This is a genomic window from Actinomycetospora sp. (genome assembly GCF_036497245.1).
Classification (GTDB): Bacteria; Actinomycetota; Actinomycetes; order Mycobacteriales; family Pseudonocardiaceae; genus Actinomycetospora.
In genome coordinates this window covers 1-18,648 of sequence record NZ_DASXJS010000045.1, presented here as the reverse complement: position 1 = coordinate 18,648, position 18,648 = coordinate 1, and the positions used below count along the sequence as shown (strand labels likewise).

Genomic DNA, 18,648 nt, shown 5'->3' with positions numbered 1-18,648 from the left:
GGCGAGGTCGGGCAGGGCTGGCGGGTCGCGCGGGCCACGCTGGGCAACGAGCGCGTCTCGATCGGCGGCGGTGGGGCGGGCGTGCTGCCGATACGCGCGAAGGACCTGCTGCCGCTGGCCGCGGCCTCGTCAGACCCGCGTGTGGCCGAGCGCGAGGTGGGCGCACTGGTCGTCGACGAGCTGGCGATGCGGCTCCTGCTCCTGCGCCAGGCCGCGCGGGCGGTCGGCGGCACCGAGCCCGGCCCGGAAGGCAACCTCTCGAAGCTGTTCTCCAGCGAGCACGCCCAGCGGCTCGCGGGCCTCGCAGTGCGGCTCGCGGGGGCCGCCGCCGTCACCGGCCGCAACGAGCTGATCATGCGCTCGTACCTTTGGGCGCGGTGCCTGACGATCGCGGGCGGCACCTCGGAGATCGCCCGCAACCAGGTGGCCGAGCGCATCCTCGGCCTGCCCCGCGACCCGCTGCTGCGGTAGATAAAGGATCAACCAGACAAACGTCCGCCCAGGTCAGAGCGGTTTTACCGAGTCGCAACCGGTGATCACTCGATCAGCAGATGGCACGCATCGACACCGCGCGCAGCATGGCCGGATCGGTCCACACGGACCGCAACGGAGGTGCGTGGTGGCGGACGTGTCGAAGTCTGCGGCGGCTGCGAACGGGGCGACGGGCGGGCTGCGCCGCAGCGTCGGCCTGACGTCGTTGATGTTCATCTCGCTCGGCTCGATCATCGGCTCGGGCTGGCTGCTGGGTGCGCTCACCGCGGCGAAGTCGGCCGGTGGCGCATCGATCCTGTCCTGGCTGCTCGCGGGCGTCATCGTCATCCTGCTGGCGCTGGTGCACGCCGAACTGGGCTCCACCTACCCGGTGGCCGGCGGGACGGCCCGCTATCCGCGGCTGGCCTTCGGGTCGATCGCCGGGTTCGCGGCGGGATGGGTCGGCTGGATCCAGGCCGTCGCGATCGCGCCGATCGAGGTCGAGGCGGCGCTGTCCTACCTCGACCACATCTTCCACGGCCTGGTCGACGACGGCGGCAACCTGACCGGCATCGGATTCGTCTTCGCGTCCCTGCTGATGATCCTGTTCACCGGCGTCAACCTGCTCGGGGTCGCGTGGCTCGCCGAGACCAACCGGATCACGGTGCTGTGGAAGATCGCGATCCCGGTCCTCACCGTGATCGTGCTGATCTTCGTGGCGTTCCACGGGTCGAACTTCACCGCGGGCGGCGGGTTCGCCCCGTACGGCGCCCACGGGGTGTTCGCGGCGCTGCCCCTCGGCGTGGTGTTCGCCCTGCAGGGCTTCGAGCAGGCCGCCCAGATGGGCGGCGAGGCGCGCAACCCGCAGCGCGACCTGCCGCGGGCCCTCATCGGCGCGGTCGCGGTCGGCGTCGTGATCTACCTGGCTCTCGAGATCGCGTTCGTCGGCGCCCTCGACCCCGCCAACCTCACGGGCGGCTGGGCCAACCCCATCGGCGAGGGTGACTTCGGGCCCTACGTGACGATCGCCGGGGCGCTCGGCCTGACCTGGCTGTCGATCCTGCTCTACGTCGACGCGTTCATCTCGCCTGCCGGCACGGGCCTGGTCTACGTCGCGACCTCGGCGCGCCTGTCCTACGCGCTCGGCCAGTCCGGGTTCGCGCCCAAGGGGCTCTCGAAGATCTCGAAGCGCGGCATCCCGTGGATCTCGACGGTCGTCGCCTTCGTCGTGGGGATCATCGCGTTCCTGCCGTTCCCGAGCTGGCAGTCACTGGTCTCGCTCGTCACGTCGGCGACGGTGATCATGTACGGGTTCGCCCCGCTGACGCTCGCCGCGCTCCGCAAGGCCGACCCGGACCGGCCCCGGCCGTACCGGATGCCCGCGGCGGGCGTGATCGCCCCGCTCTCGTTCATCGCCGCCAACGAGATCATCTACTGGTCGGGGTGGACGACCCTCTGGAAGCTCTACATCGCGATCCTCATCGGCTTCGTGCTCTTCGCGGTGTACCGGTTGGTGCAGACGTCGCGGAAGGGAGTCCCGCCGGGCGCCCAGGATCTGCAGCTGCGGTCCCTCGCCTGGATCCTCCCGTGGCTGGCCGGGATCGGGGTCATCTCGGCGCTCGGGCAGTACGACGGGGCCGAGATCATCCCGGAGTGGGTCGACCTGATCCTGGTCGCGGCCTGGTCGCTGGTCATCCACTTCCTGGCGGTGCGCATGGTGATGCCGCGCGATGCCGTCGCCCGGCAGGTGGAGGTCGAGGCGGAGGACGCCGCAGCGGAGCCGCCGGAGCTGCACGCCTAGCCCGGAGTTCGTCGCGCACGACGGTCGGGTGGCGGTGATCGGGGACCGTCGCCCGCCCGTCGTCGACCTCGGCTCGGCCTCGTCGGCGCCGCCGCGTCGTTCAGGGGCACGTCGGGCAGGCGGCGAGGGCCGTTCGCCCGCGCGATGTGCCCCTCGTGGGGAGGCCTGGCGCGGCGCTCGCCGTCGGGCGGTCCGTCACGGCAGGATGCCGCCCGTGGCGCAGGACGAGGACGGGGACGCAGCGCAGGCACCCGACGTCGTCGACGTCGAGGACGCCGCCGACGAGCTGTACGGCCTGCACCCCGACCAGTTCGTCCCGCGCCGCACCGAGCTGGTCAGAGCGGCCCGCGCGGCCAAGGACCGGGAGGCCGCGAACGCCGTCGGCGCCCTGCGCAAGCCCTCGCTCGGGGCGTGGCTGGCCAACGTGCTGGCGCGCGAGGCGCCCGACGAGGTGGCGGCACTCGAGGAGCTCGGTGCCTCGTTGCGCACCGCCCAGGAGACGCTGTCCGGGGACGCGCTGCGGACACTCACCCGGCAGCGGCGTGAGCTCGTCGGCGCACTCGTCGCGCGGGCGCGGCGGCTGGCCCGCGCGGAGGGGGTCGGGGTCGGCGACTCGGTCGCGCGCGACCTCGAGAACACGATCGCCGCCGCGCTCGCCGACGACGGGGCCGCGCGCGCGTTCGCGGCGGGGCGCCTGACGACGGCACTGGAGCCCGGCGTCGGGTTCTCCGGCGGGGTGGAACCGTCGAGGTCGGGGCGGCGGCCCCCGCCGCGCACGTCGGGAACGACGACCCGGCGCCCGCCGCCTCCTCGGGGACCGCAGCTCGTGCCGGTCGACGGGGATGCTCCCGACGACGAGGCCGGCTCGGGCGCCGCGGGGTCCAGGGCGGCCGAGGAGGCCGACGAGGAGCGGCGGCGGGCCCGTGAGGCGGCCGACCGTGCCGTGGAGCGGGCGCGCGAGGAGCGCGACGACGCCGACCGCACGGCCGAGCGCGCGCGGACCCGCGCCGAGCAGGCCGAGTCCGACCACACCGAGGCCGACGACGCCGTCACCGCCCTGCGGGAGCGGCTGGAGCGCGCCGAGGCGGACGAGGAGCAGGCCCGGGAGCAGCGGGACGCCGCCCGCCGGGCCCGGGACGAGGCGGATACCGCCGCGGACGACGCCCGCCGAGCTCTCGATCAGGCCGAGGCGGAGCGCGCCGACCTGGAGTGAGCCGACACGGCCGGGCTCCGAGGATGTGGAGCTGCTGACGTCAGACGTCAGCGATGCCCCTACCGGCGTGCTCCCCTTACTGCTGACACGTGGTCGTCACCGCGCGCGTACGGCTTCAGCGGAGGCTCGGCGAGCACGTGCGGATAGGTCGCGACCTGGAAGCCGACCCCCGCGGTATAAGCGGCGAGACGCGCCGGGAAGGTCACCGGGTCGACGCCGGGCTGCATCGGCTGCACGCACACCGACCGGTCGATCCGGGTGGCGGACCCCGGGCCGTCGTGGTCGAGCGCGTCGATCACCAGCGCGTAGGCGAGCGCGTCGAACGACCCCATGGAGAGGTGGTCGGCGAGGTGGCCGGGGCAGACGTCGAAGGTCGAGATGTTCGCGCGGCGCCCGGCCCCGGTGGTCAGCGCGGAGCTGGGGGCGGGGCCGAGGTTCGGGACGACGACCTCGTCGGTCGGGGTGAACATCGTCGTGTAGTCGATGCCGGCGAAGGTCTCGGGACCGGAGTTCAGCGCCGTCGTGAAGTGCGAGTACGTCTGCTGCTGGGCGAAGGCGGGCGCGCAGCCCGCGGCCGCGCACACCGGGTAGGAGTCGAGGGTCCCGTGGTTGGACGGGTCGATGCCGACGAGCTTGCCGACGTCCGCCCGGGTGTCGGGCCAGTACTTCATCGCCCAGCGGCCGATCATGCCGCCCTGGGAGAACCCGACGATCGAGACCTTCTGGCCGCTGCGCGCCTCGACCTTCCGGATCGCGTTGACGACGTACTCGGCCGAGACCTGGATGTCGCTCATCGCGTGGTTCGGCAGCTCGACCGAGCAGTACGGCCGCCCCGCGGCGGCGAAGGCGCGGAAGTAGTTCCAGGAGAGGTTCTCCTGCGGGGTGAGCGTGGTGCCCGGGATGAACAGCGCGACCGGTCGGGAGGAGTCGGTCGTGCCCGCGCTGCAGGTCAGGGCCGCGTCGAGCGAGCTCTGGGGCACGTCGAACGCGGGACCGTCGGACCCGCCGGACCCGTCACCCCAGGCCGGCACCGAGGCGGACGCGGTGGCGCCACCGACCAGCAGTGCTCCCGCCGTCGCCAGCGCGACGGCCGCGGCGCGCAGCGCCCGTCCCCGCCCGGACGTCCCGGCGCCGCGTCGTCCCGTGATCCCTCGCACGGATCCACGAACGATCGCGAACGGCCACAGGATGCGAGCCCGACCCGGCGTGCTCCCGCCTGCCGTCAGCGTGGCGCCGTCCTGACGTCAGATGTCAGCGACGTGCCACCGCTGGTCGGGTCAGCGCCGCGGGCCTCCCCGGCGGACGACCGCGTCGGTCCGCGCGGCGGTCGGCGCGCCGAGGGCGCGGGAGATGCCGCGGGCGGCGGCGCGCACCGCGGGCACCAGGGTGCGCGGCTCGATCCCGCCCCCGCCGTCGCTCGGTGAGGGCACCACCACCGACAGCGCGGCGATCACCGCGTCGTCCTCCCCGCGCACCGGCGCGGCGACCGACAGCGCGGCGAGGTCGATCATGCCGTCGCACACCGCCACCCCGTCGCGCCGGACCGCCGCGAGCATCCGGCGCAGCACCACCGGGTCGGTCACCGTGCGCGGGGTGAACGACGGCAGCCGCTCGGCGAGCACGGCCTCCTGCACCGCCGCGGGGGCGTGCGCGAGCAGCACCTGCCCGACGGCGGTGGGGTGCAGCGGCCAGCGCCCGCCGACCCGGGAGAACACCCGCACCGCCTCCGGGTGCGCGAGGCGCTCGACGTAGACGATCTCGTGGCCGTCGCGCACCGCGAGCTGCACGTTCTGCCGCACGGCCTCGTAGAGGTCTTCCAGGAACGGCATCGCCCGCTCGCGGAGCCCGACGCTGCGTGGCGCCAGCGAGCCGACCTCCCAGAGTCGCAGCCCGACCCGGTAGGCGCCGTCGGCCCCGCGCTCGAGCGCCCCCCAGGCCGCCAGCTCGCCGACGAGGCGGTGCGCGGTGGACACCGGCAGCTCGGCGGCCCGGGCGATCTCGGTGAGGGTGAGGGCGCGGTGGTCCCCGTCGAAGGCCTCGAGGATCGAGAACACCCGGCCGGTCACGCTCGGCGCCCGTCGTCCCTCCGAGGAGCTCAGGCCACTGGCCTCGGGGAGCCCCCGCCGGGCGCGTCTGCGGGGGCCGGATCGTCCGGCACGGGGCTCGCGGCCCGGCTCGGCATCGGTCGGCGACGGCACGCCGGCGCTCCTTTGCTTCCGGTGAACGGAAGTCAGCCTCTCGTACCTCCGGGATCCCCGCCACCCTGGGCCGCGTGAGCCCCTCACCCGCCGGCCCCACGGGAGATCCCGTGCGCGAGCCCACCGAGCAGGACGGCGTCACGGCCGCGATCCGCGAGGCCGCGACCGCCCCGCCGCAACCCGGCGGCCATCCCGACCGCGCGTACGCGCCCTACCGCTCGACCGCCATGCGCGCGCCGTCGCAGCCGCTGGTCGTGGCCTCGCCGAGCCTGGTGGAGCGGACCGCGCCCGTGTTCGGGGTCGCCGACGTCGCGCCGATCGACGCCGACCTCACCCAGCACTCCACCGGCGAGCCCCTCGGCGAGCGCATCGTCGTCACCGGCCGCGTCCTGGACTCCGCGGGCCGGCCGGTGCGCCACCAACTGGTCGAGGTCTGGCAGGCCAACGCCTCGGGGCGCTACCGCCACCACGGCGACCTGCACCCCGCGCCGCTGGACCCGCACTTCGTCGGAGGCGGGCGCTGCCTGACCGACGACGAGGGCCGCTACCGCTTCGTGACGATCAAGCCGGGCGCGTACCCCTGGCGCAACCACCACAACGCCTGGCGCCCCGCGCACATCCACTTCTCGCTGTTCGGGACGGCGTTCACCCAGCGCCTCGTCACGCAGATGTACTTCCCCGGGGACCAGCTGTTCGCGTTGGACCCGATCTTCTCGTCGGTCACCGACGAGAAGGCCCAGCAGCGGCTGATCGCCCGCTACGACCACGACACCACCGTCGCCGAATGGGCCCTGGGCTACCAGTGGGACATCGTCCTCGACGGCCCCGGCGCCACGCCCCCCGACCCGGACGAGGTCTGAGATGGCCGACCTGGACGCCGTGTTCCCTCCGACCCCCTCGCAGACCGTCGGGCCGTTCTTCGCCTTCGGGCTGCCCTTCGACGGCGGCGGCGACGTCGTCCCGCCCGGCACCGCGGGTGCGATCTCGCTGCACGGCACGGTCCGGGACGGTCGCGGTGCGCCCGTCCCGGACGCTCTGCTGGAGTTCTGGCAGGCCGGTCCCGACGGGCGCCTGCCCATCCGCGGTGGGTCGATGGCCCGCGACGGACGCACGTTCACCGGGTTCGCGCGGGTGCCCACCGACCGCGCGGGTGACTACGCGGTCCGGACGTTGCGCCCGGCCCCCGTCGCCGGCTCCGCGGAGGCGCCGCACCTCGCGGTGACGGTGTTCGCCCGCGGGCTGCTGCACCACCTGTTCACCCGGGTCTACTTCCCCAATCACACCGAGGCCAACGCCGCGGACCCGCTGCTGGCGTCGCTGCCGGAAGCGCGGGCGACGACGCTGATGGCGGTCCCGGACGGCTGGTTCGGCGGGCCCGGATACCGCTTCGACATCCGGATGCAGGGTCCGGGCGAGACGGTGTTCCTGGACCTCGTCAGCGGCGGAGCGCAGCGGAGCTCGACCATCGATACCGGAGACGGAGCGCAGCGGAGCTCGACCATCGATACTGGCGGTCCGGCGTGAGCGTCCCCGACCGCACCACCGTCGCGATCGTCGGCAGCGGGCCCGCGGGTCTGCTGCTCTCACACCTGCTCGTGCGGCAGGGCATCGACTCGGTCGTGCTGGAGTCCCGGCCGCGGGAGCGGGTCGAGTCCCGCCAGCGGGCCGGGATCCTCGAGCACGGCACCGTCGACGTGCTGCGCGAGATCGGGGCCGACGCCCGGATGGACACGCAGGGGATGCCCCATGACGGTTTCGCGTTCCACGCCCACGGCGAGGAGATCCGCGTCGACATGGCCGCGCTCACCGGGCGCGGTGTGATGATCTGGGCCCAGACCGAGGTGGTCCGCGACCTCATCGCGCTGCGCCTCGAGCAGGGCGGACCGCTGCTGTTCTCCGCCGAGGTGAGCGCGGTCGAGAAGGTCGACGGGCCGCTCGGCGACGACGGTCAGGCCGTCGTCCGCTACACCCACGACGGGGTCGAGCACGAGCTGCACGCCGACGTCGTCGTCGGCTGCGACGGGTTCCACGGGGTCACCCGGCGGGCGATCCCCGGCGAGTCGGTCCGGACCTTCGAGCGGGTCTATCCGTACTCCTGGCTGGGGATCCTCGCCGACGCCCCACCGTCCTCGGAGGAGCTCGTCTACGCCCGCCACGACCGCGGGTTCGCGCTGCTCTCCATGCGCTCGCCGTCGGTCACCCGCGCCTACCTGCAGGTCCCGAACGACACCGACCCGTCGTCGTGGTCGCACGAGGCGATCTGGGACGAGCTGGAGGCGCGGACCGCGCTCGCCGACGGGTCGTTCACCCTGAGCCGCGGCCCGATCACCGATGTCTCGGTGACTCCGATGCGCTCCTACGTCGCCGAGCCGATGCGCTCCGGGCGGGTCTTCCTCGCCGGCGACGCCGCGCACATCGTGCCCCCGACCGGGGCGAAGGGGCTCAACCTCGCCGTCGCCGACGTGCAGGTCCTCGCCGAGGCGCTCGCGTCGTGGCGGGGGACCGGGTCCCAGGAGCTGCTCGACGCCTACTCCGACACCGCACTGGCCCGGGTCTGGCGGGCCGAGCACTTCAGCTGGACCATGACCACGATGCTGCACCGGGTCCCGGACGGCGACCCGTTCGACGACCGGCTCGCGCGCTCACACCTGCGCCAGGTCGCCTCCTCGCAGGCCTACCGCACCGCGATCGCGGAGAACTACCGCGGGCTGCCGCTGTAGGTGGGCTCCGCCCTCGTGAGCACTATGTGCGGCTATCGCGACATTTTCTGCTCACGAGCCGGGGGCACCGACGAAGCGGTCGACCAGGGCCGACGTCGCGACCATCGTCGTGAACCGCGCGACGCCCGGGATCTGCGCGAGCGTGCGTCGCAGCAGCACGTCGAGCGCGTGCACGTCGGCGACGTCGACCCGCAGCAGGTAGTCGACGTCGCCGGTGACGTGGTGGCAGCTGACCAGGCCGTCGAGGTCGACGATCCAGCGCTCGAAGCGCCCGACCGTCTCGGCGGTGTGATCGACCAGCACCACCGACAGGTGCACCACCAGCGCCCGGTCGATCGCCGCGGGATCGAGGACCGCCCGGTACCCGCGGATGACGCCGTCGGCCTCCAGGCGCCGCAGCCGTCGTTGCGCCGACGACGCCGAGATGGACACGGCCTCGGCGAGGTCGGCCAGGCTGGAGCGCCCGTGGTCGACGAGGTGAGCGAGGATCAGGCGGTCGATCCCGTCCAGCTGGGCAGATCGTTCCCAGTTCGACGTCGTCACGGGTGAATCATGCACCCAGCGGCCTCTGAACCACGGAGATCGCCCGGCATCGCCCACCCCTCCCGGAGCACGCTGGAGTCATGACGAGGAAGGTGGCTCTGCTGGCGATGGTGGTCGCCGGCGCGGCGTGGGGAGCAGTGTTCGTGGCGCCCGGACTGGCGCCGCTCGCGCCCGCGCTGCTGCTGGCGACAGGACGGTTCGTGGCGTTCGGGGCGGTGTCGTTGCCCCAGGTGCGACGGGTCCTGCGCGCGGACGTCCCGTGGGGTCGGATCCTCGCGCATGCGCTGACCGGCTCGGTCCTCTACTACGCCCTCGTCGCGGTGTCGGTGCGCCTGGCCGGCCCGACCGTCGCCGTCGCGACCATCGGCCTCGTGCCCGTCGTCATGGCGCTGATCTCGGCCCGGGGGAGGGGACGGATCGTGGGGCTCGTCCCGGCGCTCGCGCTCGTCGCCGTCGGCCAGGTGCTCCTGCATGTCGGGCCGGGGCAGGACTGGTCACCGGGCGCGCTGGTCGGGCTCGGGCTCGCGGTCCTCGCGCTGGCGTCGTGGTCCTGGTACGGCCTGGACTCCCACAAGCTGCTGCACGAGCGCCCCGACCTCGCCCCGGTGCTCGCCGCCGCGCAGGGCCTCGCCGCGGGCGCCCTCGCGCTTCCCGCGGCCGTCGCCCTGGTCCTGATCGGGGGCGTCCCGGCCCAGCCGCTGCGCACCCTGGCCGTGGTGCTCTTCCTCGGCCTGGTGTCCTCGTGGCTCGCGGTCCGGCTCTGGCACGCGGCCGCAGGCCACCTCTCGCCGGTGCTGGTCAGCCAGCTGATGGCGCTGGAGACCGCGTGGGGCTTCGTGTTCGCCGCGATCGCCGAGGGCGGCCTGCCCGGGCCGACCGCGCTGGCGGGCGAGGTGGCGATCCTCGGGGGCGTGACCCTCGCGGTGCTCGCCGACGCCCGGCGCACCCGCACCGCGGCGCGGGCGCCCGACGTCGGGTCGGTGCCGGAGCCGGTCTGACCTCGCCGAGCGGACCCGCACGGCTCTCCCGGCAGCCACCCGGGTCCACTCGGCGGGCCAGGGCCCGGTCTCGGCGGCTGACCCCGAGCGCGGCTGACCCCGAGCGCTCACGGGCCGGAGGCACCCTCGAGCGCCGAGCGGGCGCGGTCGAGGTAGTCGCGGAACCGCTCGCGCTCGGCCTCGTCGAACCCGTCGAGCATGCGGCCCTCGAGCCCCGCGACGGGCACGGCGAACCGGTCGAGCAGCGTGGTCCCGGCGGCCGTGAGGCTGATGAGCAGCTGGCGGCGATTGTCGGGGTTGCGGTGGCGCTCGATGAACCCGTTGCGCTCGAGGGCGGTCACCAGGTCGGCCATCGCCTGCGGGGTGACGAACGAGTTGCGGGCGAGCTCGGCCGACGTGAGCCCGTTGCGGCGGGCCAGCACGGTCAGCGCGGTGTACTGGAGCGCGGTGACGCCCGACTCGCGGAGCAGGTCGTCGAGGTGCGCGCGCACGATCAGCTCGACCTGCTTGACCGCGTAGAGCAGTGACGGTCGAGGTCGTGGCCGCGCCGCCGCGCGGGAGCCCTGACTCACCGGCGGATCCTCCCACGTCCCGTGACGGGAATCCGGGTGCGCGCTCCGGCACCGTGCGGGGCGAGAATGGGCGGGACCGCTCCCCGGTGTCGTGCTCCCTCGGCCGACGCCGTGCCCCGCGTCCCCCGGAGGTGCGACGGTGCCCTTGTTGCGCGCGCTGCTCGAGGGCGGCCTCGACGACCCGGACGCCGTCCGGATCGGCGACACCGCCTTCTCCGGCCCCGAGCTGCTCGGAGCCGCGTCGGTGGTCGCCGACGAGATCGCCGAGCGCACGGAGCCGTCCTCCCCGGTCGCGGTCGCGGCCACCGCGTCCGCCGAGACCGTCGTGGCGGTCGTCGGGGCGCTGCTGGCCGGGGCGCCGGTGGTGCCCGTCCCGCCGGACAGCGGGCCGGCCGAGCGCGGCCACCTGCTCGGTGACTCGGGCGCCACCACCTGGTTCGGGGACAAGCCCCGCGACGTCACGTTGCCCTGCAGGCGGGTGGACCTCTCGCGGCGCGCCGGGCACGAGGTCCGCGAGGCCACGAGCGACGGCGCCGCGCTGATCCTCTACACCTCGGGCACCACCGGCTCGCCCAAGGGCGTGCTGCTCTCGGCCGAGGCGATGGCCGCGGGCCTCGACGGGCTCGCCGACGCCTGGGAGTGGACCGCGGCCGACACCCTGGTCCACGGTCTGCCGCTGTTCCACGTCCACGGCCTGGTGCTCGGGGTGTTCGGCGCGCTGCGCACCGGCTCGCGGCTGGTGCACACCGTGAAGCCCACCCCGGAGAACTACGCCCGGGCGGTGCGTGATCACGGCGGCTCGCTGGTGTTCGGGGTGCCGACGGTGTGGTCGCGCATCGCTGACGACCCGGCCTCGGCCGCCGCGCTGACCGACGCCCGGCTGCTGGTCAGCGGGTCGGCCCCGCTCCCGGTGCCGGTGTTCGAGCGGGTCCGCGAGCTCGCCGGCCAGGCGCCCGTGGAGCGCTACGGGATGAGCGAGACCATGATCACCCTGGCCGTGCGCGCCGACGGCGAGCGCAGGCCGGGCTGGGTCGGGGTGCCGGTGGCGGGCGTCGAGGCCCGGCTGCGCGCGGTGACCGAGAACGACCAGGGCGAGTCGGTCACGACCGATGAGGAGGTCCCCGCCGACGGCGAGTCGATCGGCGAGCTGCAGGTCCGCGGCGCGTCCCTGTTCGACGGCTACCTCAACCGGCCCGAGGCGACCGCCGAGACGTGGACCGAGGACGGCTGGTTCCGGACCGGCGACGCGGCCGTCGTGGACTCCGAGGGCTACCACCGCATCGTCGGGCGCCGCTCGGTCGACCTCATCAAGTCGGGCGGCTACCGCATCGGCGCGGGCGAGGTGGAGACCGCGCTGCTCGCCTTCGCGGGCATCACCGAGGCCGCGGTGGTCGGTGAGCCCGACGACGACCTCGGCCAGCGGATCGTCGCCCACGTCGTCTGCTCCGGCGGCCCGGTCGACGCCCAGGAGGTCATCGACTTCGTCGGGGAGCGGCTCTCCAAGCACAAGCGCCCGCGTGAGGTGGTCGTCGTCGACGAACTGCCCCGCAACGCCATGGGCAAGGTGCAGAAGGCGCGGCTACGTCGCTCGTAGGTTCTCGAGGCGCTCCGGGCGCGGCCACCGCACCTTCCAGGCCCACCCGAGCTTCTCGAACAGCGCGATCGTCTCCGCGGACAGGTCGATCTCGAAGCGGCCCACACCGTGGCGTGCGGAGGTCGGGTCGGCGTGATGGAGGTTGTGCCAGGACTCGCCCATGGAGAGCAGTGCGAGCGGCCAGACGTTGGTCGAACGGTCGCGCACCCGCCACGGCCGCTCCCCGACCATGTGGCAGATCGAGTTCGTCGACCACGCCACGTGGTGCGAGAGGGCGATGCGGACCAGGCCGGCCCAGAAGAAGGCCGTGACGGCTCCCCAGAACGTGCCGGTCACGAGACCGCCGATCAGGGCGGGAACCACGAAGGAGGCGAACGTGACCCAGCCGAACCACCGGCTCACGCGCATGACGTCGGGGTCCGCGAGCAGGTCGGGGCAGTAACGGCGCTGGTCGGAGAGGGTGCGCTCGAGGATCCAGCCGAGGTGGGCGTGCCAGAAGCCGCGGGCCAGCGCCGCGGGCGAGGTGCCGTAGCGCCACGGCGAGTGCGGGTCGCCGTCCTTGTCCGCGAAGGCGTGGTGGCGCCGGTGGTCGGCGACCCAGTGGGTGACCGGCCCCTGCACCGCGAGGCTCCCCGCCACCGCGAGGCTGATCCGCAGCGCCCGCCCGCAGCGGAAGGCGCCGTGGGTGAAGTAGCGGTGGAACCCGACGGTGATCCCGAGCATCGACACGACGTAGAGACCCACGGCGAGCCCGGCGTCGAGCCAGGAGAGACCCCACCCCCAGGCCAGGGGTACGGCGGCGATCAGGGCTGCGAACGGCACGAGCACGACCAGGTAGGTCATGACGTGTGGGGCGAGGGGGCGAGGGTGCGTGTCGGCACGAGTCACGATGTGCAGTCTCTCCGGAGGTCGGTGCCACCTACAGCAGGCGTTGTCGAACGTCACGCCGAGTGTGCCGGGTACCGACGATGCGCGACCACGGTGTCCGGCCGGTCGCGCGCGGCCATCCGGCGCACCACGGGAACGTGAGCACCCGGGAACCCGATGTGCCTGTACGGTGACCGACGTGCAGCGCTGGTACCGGTTTACGTGCCCGGCCCGGGAGGGGTCGGCGGGTAGACCGCTGCGCTGACCACCCCATCCCGCGAGCCGGACCCGGAACCGGCTCGGCGGGATCGCGGCGGGCGGGTCCCGGGTTCTCCAGGCCGATACGGCCCAGACACCGGAGGACCACTCCCATGACCGCCCCGACCCTCGATCGGCCCGCCGACGACGTTCCCGACGACGGACCCCTCGACGGCGCGCGTACCGCCGCCATCACCCCGCTGCCCTCGCCCGCGCTGCTGCGCCACGACCTCCCGGTGCTCCCCGGTCCGGCCGCCGCCGTGCGCCGCGGGCGCGCCGCGGCCGTCGATGTGCTCCACGGCTCCGACGACCGCCTGCTCGTCGTCGTCGGGCCCTGCTCGATCCACGACGACGACGCCGCGCGCGAGTACGGCGCCCGCCTCGCCGAACGGGCCGCCGCGCACGCCGACGACCTGCACGTCGTGATGCGCACCTACTTCGAGAAGCCGCGCTCCACGGTGGGCTGGAAGGGTCTGATCAACGACCCGGGGCTGGACGGGACCTTCGACGTCGCCCGCGGCCTGCGGACCGCCCGCGCGCTGATGCTCGACCTCGCCGGGCTCGGGCTGCCCCTGGGCTGCGAGTTCCTCGACCCGATCACACCGCAGTACCTCGCGGACCTGGTCGCGTGGGGCTCGATCGGCGCGCGGACGGCCGCCAGCCAGGTCCACCGTCAGCTCGCGAGCGGCCTGTCGATGCCGGTCGGGGTGAAGAACGGGACCGACGGCGACATCGGGGTCGCGATCGACGCGATCGGCGCCGCCGCGGCCGCCCACGCGTTCATGGGTGTCACCCCGGAGGGCCTGGCCGGGCTGATCACCACCACCGGGAACCCCGACGCGCACCTCATCCTGCGGGGCGGATCGCCCGGGCCGAACTTCGACGCCCCCTCCGTCGCGGACGCGGTGGCCCGCCTGCGCGGCGCGGGGCGCGAGGGCCGGGTCGTGGTGGACGCCAGCCACGGCAACTCCGGCAAGGACCACCGCCGCCAGCCGGCCGTCGTCGCCGACCTCGCCGGCCAGGTCGCGGCCGGCGGGCCGGTGGCCGGGGTGATGATCGAGAGCTTCCTCGTCGAGGGACGGCAGGACATCGGCCCCGAGATGGTCCGCGGGTGCAGCGTCACCGACGCGTGCATCGGCTGGGACACCACCGTGACCCTCCTCGACGACCTCGCCGCGGCCGTGCGGGCCCGTCGTCGCGGGTGACCGTGCTCGACGGGCTCGCGGCGGCCGTCCGGGCTCGCACGCTCGGCGCGAGGGGCACGTCAGGCATGCGCGGGGGCGACCTGGCGTGTCTCGCGTGCTCGTGATCACCGAGTCCCGCCCGGCAGCGGCGTCGACCGGGGAACGATGAGCTCCACTGAACCGATTCGGGATCGCCGGCTCCGGTGGCGTGCGCCATCGGGGGCGAACCGGTCGGAGCTGACCGCTCTACGATCCGGCGCATGACAGCCGGACCATCGACGTCGGGGTCCCCGGAGGCGCCCGAGGAACTGACGCTCGCGAGCGAGTTCGACACGCCCGCGCGAGCACAGTGGCGCGAGCTGGTGGCGGAGGCCCTCGCGAAGTCGGGCCGGGAGGTCGGGGCCGACGGCGCCGAGGCCGCGATCGCCACCGCCACGGACGACGGCTTCGACATCGCGGCGCTCTACACCGCCGAGGACGCCCCCGGCGTCCCCGCGGGAGCCCCGGGCCTGCCGCCGTTCACGCGCGCGTCCCGGCCCGAGGGGCACGTCGCCGAGGGCTGGTACCGCCGCCAGCGCCACGCCTTCGGCGCCGACGTCGCCCCGAAGGACGCCCACGACGTCGTCATGGCCGACCTCGAGAACGGCGTGTCGTCGCTCTGGCTGGTCCTCGGCGACGCGGGCGGCCCGGCGGTCGACACCCTGCCGACGCTGCTCGACGGCGTCTTCCTCGACCTCGCCCCGGTCGCGCTGGAAGCCGGGCGCGACACCCCCGAGGCGGCCGCGACGCTGCTGCGGCTGGCCTCCGAGCACGGCGTGACGACGTCGCTGGGCGGGTCGCTGGGCTACGACCCGCTGTTCGCGCGCACCCACGGCGGCGCCGCGCCGGCCGAGGGCTTCACCGAGTCGATGGTCGAGCACTCGCGCACCGCGGCCGATCGTCACCCCAACCTCACCACGGTGGTGGCCGACGGTCTGCCGTACCACGAGGCGGGCGGGTCCGACGGGCAGGAGCTCGGCGCCGCGCTGGCCGCCGGTCTGCACGCGGTCCGGGTCCTGAACGACGCAGGCCTCTCCGTCGACGACGCCTTCGCGCGGGTGGAGTTCCGTCTCGCCGCCACCGCCGACCAGTTCTCGACGCTCGCGAAGCTCCGCGCCGCCCGCCGCTGCTGGGACCGCATCGGTTCGGTCGCCGGAGCCTCGGCCGCCGCCCGCGCGATGCGCCAGCACGCGGTCACCTCGCCGGCGATGATGACCTCGCGCGATCCCTGGGTGAACATCCTGCGCACCACGGTCGCCGCGGTCGGCGCCGGACTCGGTGGGGCCGACGCCGTCACCGTGCTGCCGTTCGACACCGCGCTCGGCCTGCCCGACGACTTCGCCCGGCGCATCGCCCGCAACACCCAGGCGCTGCTGCTCGAGGAGTCGCACCTGGCCCACGTGATCGACCCGGCGGGTGGGTCCTGGTACGTCGAGTCGCTCTCCGACGCGCTCGCCCACGCCGCGTGGGAGGTGTTCACGACGATCGAGAAGGCCGGCGGGATCGAGGCCGCCCTCGACGACCGGTCGTTGGCGGCGGCGCTCGAGGAGACCTGGACGGCGCGCGCGGACCGCATCGCGCACCGCCGGGACCCCATCACCGGGGTCAGCGAGTACCCGAACCTGCACGAGACCCTGCCGAGCCGGACACCGTCCCCGGCCCCCGACGACGACGCCGGTGGCCTCCCGCGCCGCCGCTACGCGCAGGTCTTCGAGGAGCTGCGGGACCGCGCCGACGCCCGGCAGCGGCGTCCGCAGGCGTTCCTCGCGACCGTCGGCGCGCTCGCGCAGCACACCGCGCGAGCCTCGTTCGCCACGAACCTGCTGCACGCCGGCGGGATCGACGTCGTCGACGGCCCGGGCGGGACGGAGATCGACGACATCGTCGCGGCGTTCCGGGAGTCCGGGACGACGGTGGCCGTGGTCGCGTCGAGCGACAAGGTCTACGCCGAGCACGCCGCGCCCCTCGCCACCGCGCTCGCCGAGGCGGGCGCCACCCGGGTCCTGCTCGCCGGATCGCCGAGGACGGCCGACCTCGGGCCGGACGATGGCACGGCGCTGACCGGGTACCTCTACACCGGGTGCGACGCCGCCGCACTGCTCACCGACCTGCTGGACGTGCTGACCGGGGAGGCCTCCTGATGGGCATCGGATCGTTCGCCGACGTCGAGCTCGGCACCCCCGAGGCGCAAGGGGGCGATGGCGCCGCCGCCTGGGGCGAGGCGCTCGAGGCCGCCACGGGCAAGGGCCCCGAGGACCTGCTCTGGGAGACGCCGGAGGGGATCGGCGTCAAGCCGCTCTACACCGCGGCCGACACCGAGGACCTGGACTTCCTCGAGACCCTCCCGGGCCTGCCGCCGTTCCTGCGCGGCCCGTACCCGACGATGTACCGCACCCAGCCCTGGACGGTGCGTCAGTACGCCGGGTTCTCGACGGCGAAGGAGTCGAACGCCTTCTACCGGCGCAACCTCGCCGCCGGCCAGAAGGGCCTCTCGGTCGCCTTCGACCTGCCCACCCACCGCGGCTACGACTCGGACAACCCGCGCGTCGCCGGTGACGTCGGCATGGCGGGGGTGTCGATCGACTCGATCCTCGACATGCGCCAGCTCTTCGACGGCATCCCGCTGGACCGGATGTCGGTGTCGATGACCATGAACGGGGCCGTGCTCCCCGTGATGGCGCTCTACGTGGCCGCGGCGCAGGAGCAGGGCGTGGAGCCCGAGAAGCTCGCCGGGACCATCCAGAACGACATCCTCAAGGAGTTCATGGTCCGCAACACCTACATCTATCCGCCCCAGCCCTCGATGCAGATCATCTCGGACATCTTCAGCTACACCTCGTCGACGATGCCGAAGTTCAACTCGATCTCCATCTCCGGGTACCACATCCAGGAGGCCGGGGCCTCGGCCGACCTGGAGCTGGCCTACACGCTGGCCGACGGGGTGGAGTACCTGCGGGCGGGCCGGAACGCGGGTCTCGACATCGACACGTTCGCGCCGCGGCTGTCCTTCTTCTGGGGCATCGGCATGAACTACTTCATGGAGATCGCCAAGCTCCGGGCCGCGCGCCTGCTGTGGGCCAAGCTCGTGCGCGGCTTCGGCGCGCAGAACCCCAAGTCGCTGTCGTTGCGGACGCACTCGCAGACCTCGGGGTGGTCGCTGACCGCCCAGGACGTCTACAACAACGTCGTCCGGACCTGCGTCGAGGCGATGGCCGCGACCCAGGGCCACACACAGTCGCTGCACACCAACGCCCTCGACGAGGCCCTCGCGCTGCCGACGGACGTCTCGGCGCGGATCGCCCGCAACACCCAGCTGCTGCTGCAGCAGGAGTCCGGCACGACGCGGACCGTGGACCCGTGGGGCGGCTCGGCCTACGTCGAGCGCCTGACCCGCGAGCTCGCCGGCCGGGCCTGGGCCCACCTGTCGGAGGTCGAGGGCACCGGCGGCATGGCCCAGGCCATCAGCGAGGGCCTGCCCAAGATGCGCATCGAGGAGGCCGCCGCCCGCACCCAGGCCCGGATCGACTCCGGACGCCAGGCGCTGGTCGGCGTGAACAAGTACCCGCTGCTCGGCGGCGAGGACGTCGAGGTGCTCAAGGTCGACAACGCCGACGTGCTGCGCCAGCAGGTGGGGCGGCTGAAGGAGCTGCGCGACGACCGCGACGGCCGGGCCGTGGAGTCGGCGCTGGAGGCGCTGACCAACGCCGCGCAGCAGGCCGCCGACGGGACCCGCGAGAGCGGCCTCGACGGCAACCTCCTCAAGCTGGCCATCGACGCCGCCCGGGCGCACGCGAGCGTCGGCGAGATCAGTGACGCGCTGGAGAAGGTCTACGGCCGGCACCGGTCGGACGTCCGGACGATCTCCGGGGTCTACCGTGACGAGGTGGGTGAGAACTCCGCGGTCGAGCAGGCACGCGAGGCGGCCGCGGCGTTCGAGGAGGCCGAGGGTCGCCGTCCCCGCATCCTCGTCGCGAAGATGGGCCAGGACGGCCACGACCGCGGCCAGAAGGTCATCGCGACCGCCTTCGCCGACCTCGGTTTCGACGTCGACGTGCTCAAGGTGGACAACGCCGACGTGCTGCGCCAGCAGGTCGCGCGACTGAAGGAGCTGCGCGACGACCGCGACGGCGAGGCGGTCGACTCCGCGCTCAACGCGCTGACCAACGCGGCGCAGGAGGCGGCCGACGGGA

Annotated in this window: 16 protein-coding genes; 11 read left to right on the top strand and 5 right to left on the bottom strand. The window is 74.0% G+C overall.

The features are described from left to right. The 3 genes from VGI02_RS05470 to VGI02_RS05460 all read left to right on the top strand — a co-directional run. The coding region (locus VGI02_RS05470) for an acyl-CoA dehydrogenase family protein (RefSeq protein ID WP_331626262.1) at nucleotides 1-471 on the top strand (471 nt) is incomplete at its 5' end. A 157-nt stretch (nucleotides 472-628) separates the two neighbouring features. Beyond that, the gene (locus VGI02_RS05465; RefSeq protein ID WP_331626261.1) at nucleotides 629-2,272 is read left to right on the top strand and encodes an APC family permease; all 1,644 of its coding nucleotides are present in this window, start codon (nucleotides 629-631) and stop codon (nucleotides 2,270-2,272) included. A gap of 214 nt (nucleotides 2,273-2,486) precedes the next feature. Then, entirely contained in the window at nucleotides 2,487-3,485 is a 999-nt protein-coding gene (locus tag VGI02_RS05460; protein WP_331626260.1) for a hypothetical protein, read from the top strand. Between the two features lie 59 nt (nucleotides 3,486-3,544). Here VGI02_RS05460 and VGI02_RS05455 read toward each other — a convergent pair whose 3' ends face one another. Both VGI02_RS05455 and VGI02_RS05450 read right to left on the bottom strand, forming a co-directional pair. Next, nucleotides 3,545-4,642, bottom strand: coding sequence for an esterase/lipase family protein (locus VGI02_RS05455; RefSeq protein WP_331626259.1), 1,098 nt, complete (start codon nucleotides 4,640-4,642; stop codon nucleotides 3,545-3,547). 120 nt (nucleotides 4,643-4,762) lie between these two features. Further along, the gene (locus VGI02_RS05450) at nucleotides 4,763-5,551 is read right to left on the bottom strand and encodes an IclR family transcriptional regulator (protein ID WP_331626258.1); all 789 of its coding nucleotides are present in this window, start codon (nucleotides 5,549-5,551) and stop codon (nucleotides 4,763-4,765) included. Between the two features lie 281 nt (nucleotides 5,552-5,832). On the opposite strand from VGI02_RS05450, the gene pcaH reads away from it, so the two are divergent. From pcaH to VGI02_RS05435, 3 genes are read left to right on the top strand one after another with little or no spacing between them, the layout of a single operon-like run. Beyond that, on the top strand, nucleotides 5,833-6,543 hold the full coding sequence (gene pcaH, locus VGI02_RS05445) for a protocatechuate 3,4-dioxygenase subunit beta (protein WP_331626263.1): 711 nt from the start codon (nucleotides 5,833-5,835) through the stop codon (nucleotides 6,541-6,543). Between the two features lies 1 nt (nucleotide 6,544). Further along, on the top strand, nucleotides 6,545-7,207 hold the full coding sequence (pcaG, locus tag VGI02_RS05440; RefSeq protein ID WP_331626257.1) for a protocatechuate 3,4-dioxygenase subunit alpha: 663 nt from the start codon (nucleotides 6,545-6,547) through the stop codon (nucleotides 7,205-7,207). Beyond that, nucleotides 7,204-8,403, top strand: coding sequence for a 4-hydroxybenzoate 3-monooxygenase (locus VGI02_RS05435; RefSeq protein WP_331626256.1), 1,200 nt, complete (start codon nucleotides 7,204-7,206; stop codon nucleotides 8,401-8,403). The genes pcaG and VGI02_RS05435 overlap by 4 nt, the downstream gene beginning before the upstream one ends. Nucleotides 8,404-8,454: 51 nt before the next feature. Here the strand turns inward: VGI02_RS05435 and VGI02_RS05430 are convergent, their stop codons facing one another. Further along, nucleotides 8,455-8,946 (bottom strand): Lrp/AsnC family transcriptional regulator, encoded by a 492-nt coding sequence (locus VGI02_RS05430; RefSeq protein ID WP_331626255.1) that lies wholly within the window; start codon nucleotides 8,944-8,946, stop codon nucleotides 8,455-8,457. A gap of 80 nt (nucleotides 8,947-9,026) precedes the next feature. Between VGI02_RS05430 and VGI02_RS05425 the strand changes: the two genes are divergently transcribed. Continuing rightward, entirely contained in the window at nucleotides 9,027-9,944 is a 918-nt protein-coding gene (locus VGI02_RS05425; RefSeq protein ID WP_331626254.1) for a DMT family transporter, read from the top strand. Nucleotides 9,945-10,051: 107 nt separating this feature from the next. Here the strand turns inward: VGI02_RS05425 and VGI02_RS05420 are convergent, their stop codons facing one another. Then, entirely contained in the window at nucleotides 10,052-10,516 is a 465-nt protein-coding gene (locus tag VGI02_RS05420; protein ID WP_331626253.1) for a MarR family winged helix-turn-helix transcriptional regulator, read from the bottom strand. Between the two features lie 139 nt (nucleotides 10,517-10,655). Between VGI02_RS05420 and VGI02_RS05415 the strand changes: the two genes are divergently transcribed. Continuing rightward, nucleotides 10,656-12,110 (top strand): acyl-CoA synthetase, encoded by a 1,455-nt coding sequence (locus VGI02_RS05415; RefSeq protein ID WP_331626252.1) that lies wholly within the window; start codon nucleotides 10,656-10,658, stop codon nucleotides 12,108-12,110. Here the strand turns inward: VGI02_RS05415 and VGI02_RS05410 are convergent. Next, nucleotides 12,096-12,953: an acyl-CoA desaturase gene (locus VGI02_RS05410; RefSeq protein ID WP_331626251.1), complete on the bottom strand. Its 858-nt coding sequence runs from the start codon at nucleotides 12,951-12,953 to the stop codon at nucleotides 12,096-12,098. The genes VGI02_RS05415 and VGI02_RS05410 overlap by 15 nt on opposite strands. Before the next feature lie 395 nt (nucleotides 12,954-13,348). Between VGI02_RS05410 and VGI02_RS05405 the strand changes: the two genes are divergently transcribed. The 3 genes from VGI02_RS05405 to scpA form a co-directional block, all read left to right on the top strand. Further along, entirely contained in the window at nucleotides 13,349-14,440 is a 1,092-nt protein-coding gene (locus tag VGI02_RS05405) for a 3-deoxy-7-phosphoheptulonate synthase (protein WP_331626250.1), read from the top strand. A gap of 239 nt (nucleotides 14,441-14,679) precedes the next feature. Further along, a complete protein-coding gene (locus tag VGI02_RS05400; protein ID WP_331626249.1) occupies nucleotides 14,680-16,599 on the top strand; it encodes a methylmalonyl-CoA mutase family protein in 1,920 nt (639 codons plus the stop codon). Beyond that, nucleotides 16,599-18,648: methylmalonyl-CoA mutase (scpA, locus tag VGI02_RS05395; protein WP_331626248.1), on the top strand; the 2,050-nt coding region annotated here is incomplete at its 3' end. The genes VGI02_RS05400 and scpA, both read left to right, overlap by 1 nt.

Excerpts from the sequence above, each read along its gene's own strand:
- pcaG (WP_331626257.1), top strand. The coding sequence starts at position 6,545 with ATGGCCGACCTGGACGCCGTGTTCCCTCCGACCCCCTCGCAGACCGTC.
- VGI02_RS05425 (WP_331626254.1), top strand. The coding sequence starts at position 9,027 with ATGACGAGGAAGGTGGCTCTGCTGGCGATGGTGGTCGCCGGCGCGGCG.
- VGI02_RS05410 (WP_331626251.1), bottom strand. The coding sequence starts at position 12,953 with ATGACCTACCTGGTCGTGCTCGTGCCGTTCGCAGCCCTGATCGCCGCC.
- VGI02_RS05405 (WP_331626250.1), top strand. The coding sequence starts at position 13,349 with ATGACCGCCCCGACCCTCGATCGGCCCGCCGACGACGTTCCCGACGAC.
- VGI02_RS05400 (WP_331626249.1), top strand. The coding sequence starts at position 14,680 with ATGACAGCCGGACCATCGACGTCGGGGTCCCCGGAGGCGCCCGAGGAA.